Genomic DNA, 15,331 nt, shown 5'->3' on the forward strand with positions numbered 1-15,331 from the left:
TCACTTTTTGTCGAAAACGGTGCGTTTGCATAAAAAAAGAGCGGCTCACAAGAACCGCTCTTTTTCTTTATAACTTACGCATGTGTTTTAGACTGTAATTTATCACGAAGCACCATTTGAAGGATACCACCGTGGCGATAGTAATCAATTTCAATTTCACTATCGAAACGAACAAGTACTTCAAATTCTTTTTTGTTTCCAGCTTCATCAGTTGCTGTTACTTTTATAAAATCACGTGGTTTTACTGTTTCATCAACTGCTACTGCAATTGTTTCTTTTCCAGTTAAACCTAATGTATCCGCACTTTCACCATCTTTAAATTGAAGAGGTAAAACACCCATTAATACTAGGTTTGAACGGTGAATACGCTCAAAGCTTTCAGCGATTACTGTTTTAATACCTAAAAGATTTGTGCCTTTTGCTGCCCAGTCACGAGAACTTCCCATGCCGTAATCTTTACCTGCAAGTACAACAAGACCTGTATCTTGCTCTTTGTATTTCATACAAGCATCATAAATGCTCATTACGTCATTTGTTGGCCAGTACGTTGTCCAGCCGCCTTCTGTACCAGGAGCTACTTGGTTTTTAATGCGGATGTTTGCAAACGTACCGCGCATCATCACTTCATGGTTACCACGACGAGAACCATATGAGTTAAAGTCTTTTGGTTCTACACCGTTTTCTTGAAGGTAAAGGCCTGCAGGTGATGTTTTTGCAATTGAACCCGCTGGTGAAATGTGATCCGTTGTCACTGAGTCACCAAATTTCGCTACTACGCGAAGATCATTTAACGGTTCTACTTCACCTGGTTCTTCTGATAAGCCTTCAAAGAACGGTGGGTTTTGAATGTACGTTGAATCATTCTCCCACGTATAAAGCGCATCTTCGCTTGTTTTAATTTCATTCCAGCGCTCGTTATCATCGAATACGCGCTCATACTCGTTACGGAATAATTCAGGCGTTACGGTACGGCTAACCACTTCTTTAATTTCATCTTGAGAAGGCCAGATGTCGCTAAAGAATACTTCATTGCCGTCTGTATCAATGCCGATTGGATCTTTTTGTAAATCTACATCTACTGTTCCAGCCAGTGCATATGCTACAACAAGCGGCGGAGAAGCAAGGTAGTTACCTTTTACTAATGGATGAATACGTCCTTCAAAGTTACGGTTTCCTGAAAGAACAGACGTTACAAGCAAGTCGCTGTCTGCAATCGCTGCTTCAATTTCAGCTTCTAATGGACCAGAGTTACCGATACAAGTCGTACAGCCATAACCTACGATGTTAAAGCCGATTTTATCTAAGTATGGAAGCAGCCCTGAATTTTGCAGGTAAGCCGTTACTACTTTTGAACCTGGTGCTAAAGAAGTTTTCACGTAAGCTGGAACATCCAATCCTTTTTCTACCGCTTTTTTCGCAACTAAACCAGCTGCTACTAATACGTAAGGATTTGATGTGTTCGTACAGCTTGTGATAGCCGCAATGGCAATGGCACCTGTTTTCATTGTTGTTTCTGAACCGTCTGCAAGCTTAAACGTAATTTCTTTATCTACGTCTTTAGCATCAAGTCCGAAGCTTTGGTTGCTAACAGGAGCTGTTAAAGCTTTCTTGAATTCTGTTTGCATTTGAGAAAGTGGAATTAAATCTTGCGGACGCTTTGGACCTGAAAGATTTGCTTCAATCTCAGCAAGGTTAATCTCAACAACGTCAGTGAAAATTGGATCTTCATTTTCTGGTGTAAAGAATAAACCATTTGCTTTTGTATATTGTTCGACAACCTGAATGTCTTTTTCATCTCTTCCTGTTAAACGCATGTATGCTAATGCTTCTGCGTCAACTGGGAAGAATCCACATGTTGCACCGTATTCAGGAGCCATATTAGCGATTGTTGCACGGTCAGCTAATGGAAGTTCTGCTACGCCAGGACCGAAGAATTCCACGAATTTTCCGACTACTCCTTTTTGACGAAGCACTTGCGTAACTTTTAACGCTAAGTCTGTAGCTGTAGTGCCGTTTGGTAATTCACCAACAAGTTTAACACCGATTACTTCAGGAACTGGGAAATAAGAAGGTTGACCAAGCATACCTGCTTCCGCTTCAATACCGCCAACACCCCACCCTAAAACACCGATACCATTAATCATCGTTGTATGAGAGTCAGTGCCTACTAGAGAATCAGGGAAAGCTACGAATTCACCATCTTCTTCAACAGCATGAACAACGTTTGCTAAATATTCTAAATTTACTTGGTGCACGATACCAGTAGCTGGTGGAACTGCACGATAGTTATTAAATGATTTTTGAGCCCAGCTTAAGAAATTATAGCGCTCTGTATTACGTTGAAACTCAAGGTCCATATTAATTCGTAATGAGTCAGCTGTACCTGCTTTATCAACTTGTACGGAGTGGTCGACAACGAGGTCTACTGGAATTTCTGGATTGATTTTGTCAGGATCTCCTCCTAAATCAGCCATTGCTTTACGAAGTGACGCTAAGTCTACAACCGCTGGAACTCCAGTGAAATCTTGAAGAATAACACGAGATGGTTTGAAAGGAACATCGATATCTTTAATATCTTTTGTTCCCCATTTTGCAAGGTTTTCGACGTGTTCTTTTGTAATAACACGGCCATCTACCTGACGAAGAACAGATTCTAATAATACTTTAATTGAATACGGCAGCTTAGATACGTTACCTAAACCTGCTTCCTCTAAAGCTTGTAAGCGGTAATAATTATATGTGCTGCCATTAAGATCGAATGACGAACGAGCGTTAAAAACGTCTTTTTTAGTCATTGCTTTTACCCCCTTAAAATTCTATGTATAAAGGATTTACTTACCCCATCCTCTATTCCCTTCACCATCTATCTTAATATAATATTATACATAAGTAAATAAAAAGAATGTTATTAATTAACATAAGTTTCACTTATAACCTTTTTCCATCTTCCTTTTATTTTTCTAATAATTCATATTTCATTGATTTTTACGCATGCTAGAAACGGAGGTGATTCAACATGGCTAAACGCAAGTCAAACCACGTCATTCCTGGAGCTAACGCGGCTAGCGCTCAAGGAAAAGGAGCGGGTTATAATGAAGAATTTTCAAATGAACCATTAACCGAACAACAGAAACAAAATAATAAAAAACGCAAAAAAAATCAATAAAACACTCTCTTATTGGATATACTAATCACTAGTTAGAAATGCAAAATCGTTTAACTCCATGAAATCTAACGAGGAGGCGTCATTATATATGACGCTTTTTTCCTGTTCCCATTTCCTGTTTTTGTTAAACCTATTTTTAGAAAGGGGAATTTTTCATCGGATAAATTCCCTGTCACTATCCTACCCTAATAAATGAAAGGGAGGCTTTAACTATGAACAAAAATAGCAGCAAAGACATCAGAAGAAATGCACCAAAAAGCAATTCTGGACAGCCCGAACCGCTAAGCGGATCTCATAAAGTAAAAAACCGTAAGCATTCTCGCCAAAAACACAATAGCGGACATGATATGTAAAACAGCGGCAAGCTCTCTACAGAGCTTGCTTTTTTATGCGTAGAAAAGACAGCTAGTACTTCAAGCTTATTCTTTGCGCAGGAGTTCACTAAGTACATAAACGCGCATATGATAGTAAAGTGAAACAGTTTAAATAATGGAGGAACGCAGAAATGAAAAACAAGCGTCTGCCAGCAGACCAAATATTTGTAAAAGGCTTTCAAGAGTTGTTAGAAGTCATGCTTTCAAATCCCTTTATGAGTTATTTAGATTATGATTCCGTTCGTATAGATTTATTTGAAACAGAACAATCATTTATTGTCGAAGCTGAATTATTAGGGTATCACCCCAAGGATATTATCGTTCAGATACAAGCTGACCACTTACAGCTGACAGCCAAAAAATACTGCATTAGAGAATTTCATGATGAAAAGCAAGGAACGCTTGCAAGAGAACAAATGGAAGAAAGCGTTGAACGTACAATCGACTTTCCATTTCCATTGATGAATAAAAAAATTACCGCTACATTTAGTAACGAAATCCTTGAAATTACGATTTCTAAACATGAGACAAATGAATCTAATCAGCAAATAGTCCCTATTGATTTCCAATAAAGCGGCAGATGTTGTCTCTGTAGCTTTATTGGAAATATTTAATTGTTTATTTAGCACATAGTTTTTTAAGAATGTTCTTCTTTTCAAAACAATGGGATATCTAATTTGTTTTACGGCACACTATTAAAAAAGAGTAAAAGGAGAACGTTTATGCTTCATACTGCTTGGAAAGGTAAAATCAGCTTTGGATTAATTGATATCCCTATTAAACTGCACGGAGCAATTGAAGAAAAAGATGTAAAGCTGCGCACGCTACACTCCGTTTGCCATACACCTATTCATCAAGAAAAACATTGCCAAACGTGTGGACGGGAAGTAGAATCCGATGAACTGGTTAAAGGATACGAAACAGCGACCGGTCAGTTTGTTGTACTTTCACAACAGGAAATTGACAGTGTCAAAGAGCCCTTTGCAGCAAACAAAGCTGTTGAATTGTTACACTTTGTTTCGTTAGATGACATTGATCCCCTGTTTTTTGATAAGCCCTACTATATCTCTCCTGGAGAAACGAGCCTAAAAGCTTATTATACTTTATTAAATGCACTTGAAATAACGAATAAAGTCGGTATTGCCAATGTATTTTTATATTCCAAACAGCAAATTGCAATTATTCGTTCCGTTGGCGGCTCTCTTGTTCTTCACACGATGCATTTTGAAGAAGAGCTTCGTTCAGTCACAGATGTGCCTAACTTATCCAGTACTTCTTCCATTAATGAAAGTGATACACAAGTGACGGTGGAATTAATTGATAAGCTATCTACTTCTTTTAATCCATCTATTTACAAAAACAACTACCGAGACGCCTTACAAAACGTCATTCAACAAAAAATAAATCAAGGCGAAGTTACAAAAGGCAGCGGAAGCGAAGAACGAGATATTCGACATTTAATGGAAATGTTAAAAGTGAGCATAGATCCTTCTACTTTACACCCGACAAAATCAACAGCAGAGAAAAAAACTTCATCCTTAAAAAAGAAAGCATAAAAAAGCTAACGAAGAAATTCGTTAGCTTTCATTTGCAACAGAAGTCTTAGGAACAATAGTTCCATATGACGCCGGTATTTTTAAATATTGCGTTACTTGATCATTTTCTACAAAGACAATAAAGTTATCTTTTTTATCTTTTCCAATACCTTTTGCTTTTGCTTCAGACCACGTGAAGCCCAGCTTTTCATTTACCTCACTGCGAGTCGTTTCCGGTCCAAAAACATATACTTTATCCCATCTAAAATCACATAATTCATTAAAATCAAGGATGGAAGCTTCTTCTTTACTTTGATTTGTTTTTTTAATTTCATTGATTACAGTTTGCTGAAGTTGCGCTTGGTTGCGTTCGCTGTATACCCTGTCAATAAAAAAAGTTGCCAATAGCGCTACTAACGTGAATAGTAGAATCTTTTTCACTTCGTTGTCCTCCTGATACGTTCTCTGCACATGATACGACTTCTTTTCGATACGGTTTTATTCTCTACTATTCTAGAAAATTCAACAGGAAAATACAACTAAAATCTCGAAATGTCATCAAAACATAAAAAACTTAACACTATGTCAACGCATAAAAAAAGACTTGTTCACTTTCTACCTATTCACCTACTCAGCGCTGAAAAAATTTGGTTCTACCGTACAAATAGTTTCAATAAATTCTTCTACTAACCCTTCTTCTCCCGGCAAAAAAGGCAGCGCACCAACTCCAACACGTTCAATACTTTTATAAAAATGATGCTGCTTATAGCCTTCTGCTTTCCCTGGAAACAGCACAATCGCTGTTTGTACCGGTTTTATTCCATTTTCCTCTACAATAGCGTCTCGGTAACGATGCATGATATTAATATCTTCTTCTCTAGGAGAGGGCGTATCGTGATTTGGTTTGATACGATACTTAGCGTCAAAAAGATATACACTTTTTTTATCCCCTTGCTTTACTTCAAGCAGCAAGTCTGGCTTTTGAATAACGGTATGAGTATGATGGTATGCTTTCTGATACCATAGCGTGACTTCTGCTTTCCCCACTTGAAAACGATGATAAGACGGCTGCATCCTGACGTTCAACCCTTGTTCTGTCGTTGTCATGATGTTTTGTTCTATCCGCTTGCCGTAAGTTTGCAACTTCTTTAAAAGACTAACATACGTCCAGTATTCGTAGAGAGTTGCGATATCTTTTAATGAAAGGTGGTAAAACTCTCCGTTAAGAGCCAATCCTCGCGTTAAGAACATAAAGTATCTGCTTGCTTCCCGGTAGCGGGGTGCCGTCCGTAGTGTAGAAGGAAGAGTTGAAGCTTGTAGGGTCTTCACCCGTTGCCAAAACACATTATTTAACAGTCTTTTTAATTCGGTATGATTAGTTTCTAGAGCCGACACCGCTTCTTTTTTTACATATCTATCTTCTATTAATTTGTCAATTAGTGTAGTTAGCTTATGGTACAGCTGCATCATCATCCATTTAACACTTTGATTTTCCAGATTATCATAGGTAGACACATGCCTGGTGCCAATCGCTTTTGTGGGTACTACTTTTATATTTCGATTAATTTTAATCCCCCTGCTTGAAGGTGCAAGATAGGTAGGGTGTGTTCGGACAAATGATATAGCACGGTTATCTTGTTTTTTTATTTGATCTCCTCTCATGAGCTCATGTTCAACTTTCACCGATTGAAACGGCTGATTTTCAATCTGACGCACAGAATGAAGAAAGGGTTTCATATAGTGAGAGAGAACATGATAAAATTCCGTCCATGTTGCTTGCTTAGACCAAACAGATTTTGCTTCAATATATGTTTTACGAAGCATATCGTATGCCAAATCATGAATGTATCCGTTCACTTCATCAACCATGTGTACATAATCTGTCTTGTAGCTCATCTTTGATGGGAAAATTTCAAGAGTAAAGGACAGCTCTTTTTCTCTTTCACTGTAAACATGAAACGTAGAATACCCTACTTCATTTTGAAAGCTTATATTTCCCGTCAAAATGTAGGGAAATCCTACGGTTTGAAAACTTTGTTCAACTGCTTTTGAATCGTGGTTAACAAACAGGCTTGTTTCATTTTTAGAAACAACTGTAATTTGATAGGTTTCATTTTCAAAAAATAAAGGCTCAAGCGGCGGTTTTGAAGTCATCATGCCTTTTATTTGATTTAATACTTTTACATGTGTAATTCCTTTTCCTGTACAAGAAAAAAACATCACTTCTTCTGCAGATTTTATTCTTTTCTTATTTTTCCCTTTTATAACCACCGTACATGTGTCGGTTTCAATTTCAACGTACGGTATTAATCCAAAATGACGTGTATCCGTATACTTCAAAACGTCTCATCATCTCCATTATTTTGCGTGCGCTTTTAGGAAATCTCATTCCATCTGCATTTACGACAGCTGTCTCAAATTCATCATCTAACAGTGTATTTGTACAGTAATAATAAAGGTTTTTTAATAAATCAAATGTGTACCCATCGCTTCCTGAAATACGAGGCAAAACTTTTTGCAAAATCTGAAAATCAAACGCCTGATCAAACGTAAACATCCCGCTTTTCACTGCGTAAATTAAATAAAAGCATATTTCGTCGCGTACGCGGTAACCTATTTGTAAATCGACTTCTATAAGCATCTCGTTGACGGTTAGCAGTTCATTTGTTACTTCGTGAATAAGCTCAGCATGTTCAACATACGCATCTTTTAAGTGAACATATTGACTTTGAATTTGTACATTTTGAATGCTGTGCTGAGATGGATCTCTATCATCTAAAAAATCAAAAGAATCTAGTTGAATCTTATTTAACTCAATGGTGTTGGTACGATCTAACAACTTTTGACTAAACCCATGAGTTGTTTCATCCATATTAATTGTACCTATAATGAGAAGATTAGATGGCAAATAAATATCTCGGAACATCTTATGTCCAGGAAATAACGGAGCCGTTTTGATTTTCCCTTTTGACCAGCTCCTGCTTTCCATCACGCTTAAAATATCGCTAAAATAATGTTCAACTCGAGCTAAGTTCATTTCATCCAATATGGCAACATATGTGTAAGCTGGATGCTGAATGGCTTGCTGCATAATCGACAGAAACGATCCTCTGCGAAAATCTCCTCTTAAATCAATATATCCTAATAAATCTGAACTATCGTGCCAATCGGGTCGAACCGGAATGAGCACTTGTCTTCCATTTTCAATCGTGGCACCGATACTATCTGCTAAGAGCTGAGCAAGCTTTGTTTTTCCTGTCCCGCTCATTCCTGATAAAACAATAAACGGTTTGGTCTTTAAAGCAAAGTAGGCGTTGGCTATATCATGTCGTTCATATGTAAATCCAGATTTCCTAATATACTCATGAATATGGACGATGGCGTCTTTGTCCCCAATCATCTCTTTGCTCATTCCGTATGTTTTTATATACTGTTCATGCATACTTAGCAGTAAATGCAAGTCATCTTGAAGCTGATCATTGCTAGGTAAATCTGCTATATTGTAAGGAAGGTAAAGAGCTACTCTATCCTCAAATCTTTTCGCTTCCATGCTTGTACCAATGACAATATGATTATCTTTCAATACGCGGGCATGTTCAGGAGTAAAAAAACGAATGTCTTTCAGATCAGTTCCTTCTTCTGAGTCTGTTCTCATCATGACTAAGTAAATGCGCTGACCGTCTTCACTGAATAAATACGCTACCTTCACGTCACTCTCTATATTCTTATTCTGAAGGGTCACGTAAGGAAATGTTTCAGCGTGGTGTCCCGATATACGCATTTCTTCTCGATTTATATGCTCCAATCGATAAAGAGAAATCGGAAGCCTGCGTGTAAGCATATTTTCTATTTCATGTTTTACAAGTACGTCTCCACCCATTTGTTTATAATGTTCCGCTACATACAGCAGCCGCTCGCGCAAACTCATCGAATTCTCTCCTTTCTGCCTTCACTGCAGTTTGTAAAAATAAAAAGCATCGTCAGCTGACCACGCAAAAGGTTCATTTCTTTTATTATAGACGCTTTCTTCGTATAGTAAGCTATTTTATAACGTTAGAAAACACTCGATTATTCTTTTCTCTACATATATGTTTATGTTCATTTTAATGAAACATGACAGAAAAGAAAAGCGTTAGGGGCTTAATGAATGAAGAGGCAATGATACGAACAGAAAAATAAGCAGCTTGTGTGCCCAGGGATAAAACACCCATTATGCTACATGATTATTTGACGTCTGATGCTTTTGGCTGAGTAAAGAAAAAAATAAAAATAATAAGCGGCAGGGCGATAAGAAAAATACTCGTCTCTGAAGGCCTTACTGTAGGTATATCCGTTAATGACATCTTAATCAGTCCTTTGTAAATTTTTCAACTAAGTCAGGATTTACATAAAAATGTTTTGATACGGTACGATGAAAAAACTGAGAGGATTGATTCAGTTCACTTAATGCAGGTTCTGTTTTAGGAACGCCAAAAATAGGCCCACTTACGTTAATGGTAAACCTTCCAGAAGAAATAAAGGCGCCCGACACATTAATCTGGTTATTAAGCAGCAAAGCCGCAAGAAACACATCAATCATATCAATAATAATATTAATTCCCACATCTCCGTCTTTTCCTTCTATGCGACTGGTTCCCGTAATAGGTCCGCCTACTGAAATACGAAAAGCTCCGGGTGTCACAAATACTCCTATAATTGTTATTTGGCCAGTTAATAATAATATGGCTGTTACTACATCCAGATTTCGTTGAATGGCAAAGATAAGTTCCCTTTCTTTGTCAAAGCCGCTTTTCCATTCCACATTCTCCACACCCTTAGCACATACTATTCTAAACACGTGTAAATGTTATTCTATTTCTTCTTTTTCCTTTCTCACTCGCGCTCCGAAAAGTGTAAAACAGATTTTACTGCGTCTTCAATTTCTTTATACCCTGTACATCTGCATATATTGGAAGCTAACCATTCCTTTATAATATCGTCACTGCCTGAAGGATGGTGTTTAGAAAGCAAATGAGCATTCATGATAAAACCCGATGTGCAATAACCGCACTGAAAAGCAAAATGTTCAATAAAAGCTTTTTGCATAGGTGAGTTCTTCAGTCCTTCTATAGTCATTATTTCTTTCTCTTCTGCTTCCGCCGCTAACATGAGACAGGATTTCATTGGCCGCTGATTTATCCCTACTGTACAAGCTCCGCAGTCTCCATTTAAACAGCCTGGTTTTGCTCCGGTAAGGCCCAGCTTTTCTCTTAATACGTAAAGCAACGTATCTGCTGTTCGGATATCGATCATTTTTTCTTCCCCATTAACCTTTAGCTTAACTGTTATTCTATACCGTTCATCTCTTAGCACATTACGTTCCTCCCAGCTCTTTGAAAATATCAAACAATAAATTTTTAATCACAAATTTGCGATATCGATCCGATCCTTCTCCATCATTTAAAATTGGAGCAGGTATATACTCAAGAGCAGTTTGAATTCGAGCTTCTAATGGAGTGTCTTTATGGTTTAGCACTTTTTCTATTTCAGCTGATCGAAAAGGAAACGAACATACTCCGCTGAAAGCTACTCGAATGGTTCCTTCTGTTTTTAAAGCGGCTACTGTAACTAGTGGATATCCTGTATCCCACTGCTGGCGCTCTTTTATACTCATATACGGCAGGTCAGCATACTTTGTTTCAACAAACACCTGAACAAGCAGCTCTCCTTTTTCCAGCTGCAAACGCCGCTGAAAAAGATCGTGAATCGAATGGAGGTTTATTCCACTGAGATCTGCCACTGCGAGTTGACTATCCGCTAAAAACAGCGGCAATACGGCTTCTCGATAAAAGATATGCCCACAAATATTTCCTCCTAGGGTTATTTTATTTCGAGCCGTGTGATCAGCCACTTCGCTAGCAGACTTACTTAATAAAGGAAATAAGTTTTTCTCTTCCAGTTCAGTCAATGTTACACCTGCACCAAAAATCATCCAGTCTTCATCAGCTTCTGCTTTTTGAAACTCGGGTATATTTTTTATATCAATGACAGCATGGGTAACAAACAAACCCAATCTGCCCAATGTCAGAATTTCAGTGCCTCCAGCATAATAACGCGGCTGTTTGCCTTGATTCTCTAACTCTTGAAATAAGGCAACTGCTTCTGAAACGGTTGCAGGTTTGTGATATTCAAAGTCAAATGAAATCATCAGCATTCCCTTCTTTCATCCTCCAAATCAATTCTGGAATAAGCGGAAGTTGGTTTAATTCTGTTTCTGCTGCCACCGTTAAGCTGTTTCCTAAAGAAGCCGGCATACCAAGCAGCCCGTGTTCTCCGACTCCTCTAGCTCCGTAGGCCGCATCTAATTGAGGCGTATGAACAAAATCTACTACGTACTCTGGATGCTCTCCGTAGCGAAGAGGACGATATTTCCGAAGCTGAGGGTTTAAAATTCGGCCATTTGAATCAAACCAAAATGTTTCTCTGCCTGCAAACGATAGTCCCATACTCATCGCACCCATGACTTGCCCTCTTGCCATTTTCTCGTTTAACACGGTTCCTATGTCAATAACAGAGACAGCTTTTACAATACGGTATCTATACGTTCTAGGGTTATATTCCACTTCAACTCCTTCAGCTGCTACCGTCCATTCAGGACCGGGACGCCCAGCTCCCGTTTCTTTATCCAAGTAGGTCATCCCTCTTAAAATATAATTGCCTCTCCCTATGATTTGCCCTCCAATTGCATTTCCGTTCGGATATTTATAGCCATACACAATTTCTTTAAAGGCCAAGGAGGTTTCAGGCTCATCCCGTAAAAAAACTTTTTCATTTTTTATTTCGATATCTTCCTCAGAAGCTCGAAATATACAAGAAGCTATCTTTTTTAATTGGTTAATCACATCTTCAGCCGCTTCTAAAACCGCTCTTCCTGCCATAAAAGTGCCTCTGCTAGCCACCGTTTTCCAATGTTCAGGAGTCGTTTGAGTATCTACTTCCATTCGCACATGAATACGTTCCACGCGCATCTGCAATTTTTCAGCCAGTATTTGCGCGAGCACTGTTTTTGTCCCCGTACCTAATTCAATAACGCCAGACATTAAATTCACGCTTCCATCAGGGTTGAATGTTAGAATAACACCTGAACCTGCGTTTGTTTCAATAGTGGAGGTTTTCCAGACGCAGCTAATCCCTTTGGCAGTAATAAGGCCGTTTTCATGAACCGTTCTCTGTCCTTCCTCCCATTTCATTAGCTGCTTCAAGCGACGAATACATTCCGGTAAGTTACCAACGCTGCTAGAAGTTAAACGTACTTGCGTAGGCGTAGTATCGCCCGGCAAAATAGCGTTTTTTTCTCTAAACTCCAAAGGGTCTATACCTGCTTTTTTAGCAAGGATGTCCACCGTGCGCTCGAACGCAAATAATAGTTCCGAGTGGCTAAATCCTCGAAAAGGGGAAGCGTAAGGGTGATTTGTATATACACATAATGAATCACAAAGAATATGTTCAAGACGATAAGGTCCCGTACAGTCAGCTGCTGCAGCTTTACTCAAGTCCGTTCCTTTATCCGCATAAGCACCGCTGTCAAACAAATAAAGAATGTCAGCAGCCTGCAAGAGTCCCTCTTTAGAACAACCTAGCTTGATTTTTGCATCTAGACCTACGTGAGCAGGCGAAGTAAGCATATCTTCTTCTCTTGTGTTCAATATTTTAACCAGCCTTCCACCCACAGCTTTTGAAGCTAGATAAGCAAGCAGCTCCAGCTGGACAGCTGCTTTTCCTCCGTATCCTCCTCCTACTAGCGGTGTTTCAACGATCACTTTTCCCGCTTCAATTTCAAAGTACTCACTGATTAATTTTTTCACCATAAAAGGAGCTTGAGAAGAAGTGATAATTTTAACTAATCCAATCGGAAGGATTTCAGCAGCGGCACTTCTTGTTTCCATTGCCGCGTGATCTGAAGGAGATAGAGAAAATGTTTCTTCAACTATTAACTCACTTTTTTCCCAACCTTCTTCTATATTGCCTTTTCGTATTTTGACTCTGTTAGCTACATTGGTCCCTGGCTCTGGATACACCGTTTCATCATGCTTGTAGATGTGCATATTTTCATGCACCAAAGGAGACTCAGACTTAATTGCTTCGCTAGGAGAATGAACCACAGGTAACGGCTCATATTGAATATGAACAGAACTCGCCGCACGCTCAGCGAGTGCAGGGGTTTCTGCTACTACCAGGACTACGGCTTCTCCGTGATACCGCACTTTTTCAAATGCAAGCGGTCGCTTGTCACGAACTCCTTCTCCGGTTAACGGCAAATGCTCACCCGTCACAACCGCGTGAACACCGGGAGTAGCAATCGCCGCTTGGACGTCTATTGCTTGAATTCTTGCATGTGCGTAAGGGCTGACTACTATTTTGGCGTGCAGGGAGCCTTTAAACATGTAATCATTTGTGTATCGAGCCGTACCCGTTACTTTTTCTAATGCATCTTTTCGAATAACGCTTTTTCCAATGACATCCACTCTTTTCACCTCCATCAATCAAAACAGTCGACGTTTCTCTTTGTATATCTTTTTAATGCGTTCATACGCTTGTTTTGTATCAACATCCATAAAAAGGGAAGCGTCGGTACATTCATAAAACATTCCATTTTCAGGCCCGCTTTGTCTTATGATTTTTCTTGCCCCTTGATCTCCTTGCAACTTATCCAAGCTTGAAAACATTTGTTTTGACAATAAAACCGGTGCTCTGGCAATTCCTTGATAAAAAGATGAAATAAATGGAACGGAAAAATATTTTTCAAAAAGAGAAACAAATGTATCTATCAGCACGATACTTATAAGAGGCTGATCTGCCAGCAGCACAATAATAGCATCAGCGTTTAATTCTTTTGCTTTTTTTAATCCGCACTTTAAAGACGCAGACTGACCTTTTAAAGCGCTACTACAAGAAGTATGACTCCACTTCTGCTGATATGCTTCTGAAAAAAGAATAGGGTCAATCCACTCAAGATGATCTCCTTTCTTTGTTACTACTATCGTATGGTTTACTTTTGAAGAAACCGCTTTTCGTAAAGCTTTACTCCCCAAACATCCATTCCCTAAAGGCAGCAACAGCTTATTGCTGCCCATCCTTTTACTAGCTCCCGCGGCAAGATAAACAGCAACAATATTTAACCCGGACATTTTTATCCCTTTTTTTCATCATACATTCGGAGGTTTTGAATTAATTCAGCCAGAATACTAACGGCAATTTCCTGCGGTCCTACCGGGGAATGAATGCGTGAAGAAATATCAGTATTCAATAATCGAAGTGTTCGCTTTTTAGATCCTAAAACTCCTATATACTTTACAGGGTTTGATTTTAATAGCGAGAGAATTTCTTGATCGCGATAAAAATTATGCGTCATGATCACAACAAAATCATCGCTTTGAATGGACAATTGTTTGTCTACTTCCTCTGGAAATCCAATATGTATTTCCTGTGCTAGCGGAAAATGTTCCTTATTACATAAAGCCGGTCTCCAGTCGCATAAGGTAACAAAAAAACCCGTATTGGCAGCAAGTGATACTAAATATTTTGCATCGGCACCTGCTCCCCAGATAACTAGACGAGGCTTGGGTTTATATAGATGAGCATATGTGAGCAGGGAGCAATTTGAAAATTGAATACCGCTCTTTCTCCCATTCCAATCATCTGTTGCAAAAGATGATTCGTCGCTATTTGCACCAAATGTTTCGCCCGTCTTTTCTACATAAAAAGAGGTTGTTTGAATAAAGTTTTTTTCTAATTTTTTAATATGTAAAACAGGATTTCGGTTATCTAAATGACGTTTTACCCGCAAAAGATTTTGCTTCATCCTCGCAGTTACAGGTTCTAGGAGAATATAGAGGATTCCATTGCAGCCTGCTCCTTGTCCCCATCCTGCATCACCTTCTTCTTTTAAATTATACGTAACGGTTAATACGTGCTCAGTGTGGAACAACTCTTTTACGCGCTCAGCAAGATCTGCTTCTACACAACCAGCGCTTAACATCCCAATGTTCTCCCCATTTTCTTGAAACAGCATGGACGTTCCTTCTTTTAAATATGAGGATCCTTCTACATGAACAATCGTTGCCAACACACTTTTTACTGTTGATGTGTTTACAGCATGTAAAATATCGTGCATTTTTATTATTCCCTCCTTTTCCTGTCGAGGTTTTAAAATCTTTTCACGTTTTACACAGAACTACAATACGCTACAGTAGACCACTTCTACTCTCTGAATGAAT

At 38.8% G+C, this 15,331-nt stretch carries 14 protein-coding genes; 4 read left to right on the forward strand and 10 right to left on the reverse strand.

The features are described 5' to 3' along the window. Positions 1 to 74 precede the first annotated feature (74 nt). Positions 75 to 2,795, reverse strand: coding sequence for an aconitate hydratase AcnA (gene acnA / locus LIS78_RS13435; protein ID WP_195783057.1), 2,721 nt, complete (start codon positions 2,793 to 2,795; stop codon positions 75 to 77). Between the two features lie 221 nt (positions 2,796 to 3,016). Here acnA and sspO point away from each other — a divergent pair, with 221 nt between their 5' ends. The 4 genes from sspO (at position 3,017) to ku (ending at position 5,096) form a co-directional block, all read left to right on the forward strand. Continuing rightward, on the forward strand, positions 3,017 to 3,166 hold the full coding sequence (sspO, locus tag LIS78_RS13440; protein ID WP_013083371.1) for a small acid-soluble spore protein SspO: 150 nt from the start codon (positions 3,017 to 3,019) through the stop codon (positions 3,164 to 3,166). Between the two features lie 212 nt (positions 3,167 to 3,378). Next, positions 3,379 to 3,519, forward strand: coding sequence for a small acid-soluble spore protein P (locus tag LIS78_RS13445; RefSeq protein WP_013057256.1), 141 nt, complete (start codon positions 3,379 to 3,381; stop codon positions 3,517 to 3,519). 152 nt (positions 3,520 to 3,671) lie between these two features. After that, entirely contained in the window at positions 3,672 to 4,112 is a 441-nt protein-coding gene (locus LIS78_RS13450; RefSeq protein WP_195783056.1) for an Hsp20/alpha crystallin family protein, read from the forward strand. 150 nt (positions 4,113 to 4,262) lie between these two features. Beyond that, positions 4,263 to 5,096, forward strand: a complete 834-nt coding sequence (ku, locus tag LIS78_RS13455; RefSeq protein ID WP_195783055.1) for a non-homologous end joining protein Ku — start codon at positions 4,263 to 4,265, stop codon at positions 5,094 to 5,096. A 21-nt stretch (positions 5,097 to 5,117) separates the two neighbouring features. Here ku and LIS78_RS13460 read toward each other — a convergent pair whose 3' ends face one another. The 9 genes from LIS78_RS13460 to LIS78_RS13500 all read right to left on the reverse strand — a co-directional run bounded on the left by LIS78_RS13460 (position 5,118) and on the right by LIS78_RS13500 (position 15,228). Next, entirely contained in the window at positions 5,118 to 5,516 is a 399-nt protein-coding gene (locus LIS78_RS13460) for a hypothetical protein (RefSeq protein WP_057236291.1), read from the reverse strand. Positions 5,517 to 5,702: 186 nt separating this feature from the next. After that, positions 5,703 to 7,415: a DUF2357 domain-containing protein gene (locus LIS78_RS13465; RefSeq protein ID WP_252283761.1), complete on the reverse strand. Its 1,713-nt coding sequence runs from the start codon at positions 7,413 to 7,415 to the stop codon at positions 5,703 to 5,705. Further along, a complete protein-coding gene (locus LIS78_RS13470) occupies positions 7,369 to 9,003 on the reverse strand; it encodes an MrcB family domain-containing protein (RefSeq protein WP_252283762.1) in 1,635 nt (544 codons plus the stop codon). The genes LIS78_RS13465 and LIS78_RS13470 overlap by 47 nt, the downstream gene beginning before the upstream one ends. 420 nt (positions 9,004 to 9,423) lie before the next feature. After that, the gene (locus LIS78_RS13475) at positions 9,424 to 9,912 is read right to left on the reverse strand and encodes a hypothetical protein (RefSeq protein ID WP_116071951.1); all 489 of its coding nucleotides are present in this window, start codon (positions 9,910 to 9,912) and stop codon (positions 9,424 to 9,426) included. A gap of 35 nt (positions 9,913 to 9,947) precedes the next feature. Further along, entirely contained in the window at positions 9,948 to 10,427 is a 480-nt protein-coding gene (locus LIS78_RS13480; RefSeq protein WP_195783052.1) for a (2Fe-2S)-binding protein, read from the reverse strand. 1 nt (position 10,428) lies between these two features. Next, positions 10,429 to 11,262, reverse strand: coding sequence for an FAD binding domain-containing protein (locus tag LIS78_RS13485; RefSeq protein WP_252283763.1), 834 nt, complete (start codon positions 11,260 to 11,262; stop codon positions 10,429 to 10,431). After that, a complete protein-coding gene (locus LIS78_RS13490; protein WP_252283764.1) occupies positions 11,249 to 13,579 on the reverse strand; it encodes a xanthine dehydrogenase family protein molybdopterin-binding subunit in 2,331 nt (776 codons plus the stop codon). The genes LIS78_RS13485 and LIS78_RS13490 overlap by 14 nt, the downstream gene beginning before the upstream one ends. 18 nt (positions 13,580 to 13,597) lie before the next feature. Beyond that, positions 13,598 to 14,242 (reverse strand): NTP transferase domain-containing protein, encoded by a 645-nt coding sequence (locus tag LIS78_RS13495; protein ID WP_195783049.1) that lies wholly within the window; start codon positions 14,240 to 14,242, stop codon positions 13,598 to 13,600. Between the two features lie 2 nt (positions 14,243 to 14,244). Further along, the gene (locus LIS78_RS13500; protein WP_252283765.1) at positions 14,245 to 15,228 is read right to left on the reverse strand and encodes an XdhC family protein; all 984 of its coding nucleotides are present in this window, start codon (positions 15,226 to 15,228) and stop codon (positions 14,245 to 14,247) included. Positions 15,229 to 15,331 lie beyond the last annotated feature (103 nt).

The sequence above is a fragment of the Priestia megaterium genome (assembly GCF_023824195.1).
Taxonomy (GTDB): Bacteria; Bacillota; Bacilli; order Bacillales; family Bacillaceae_H; genus Priestia; species Priestia megaterium_D.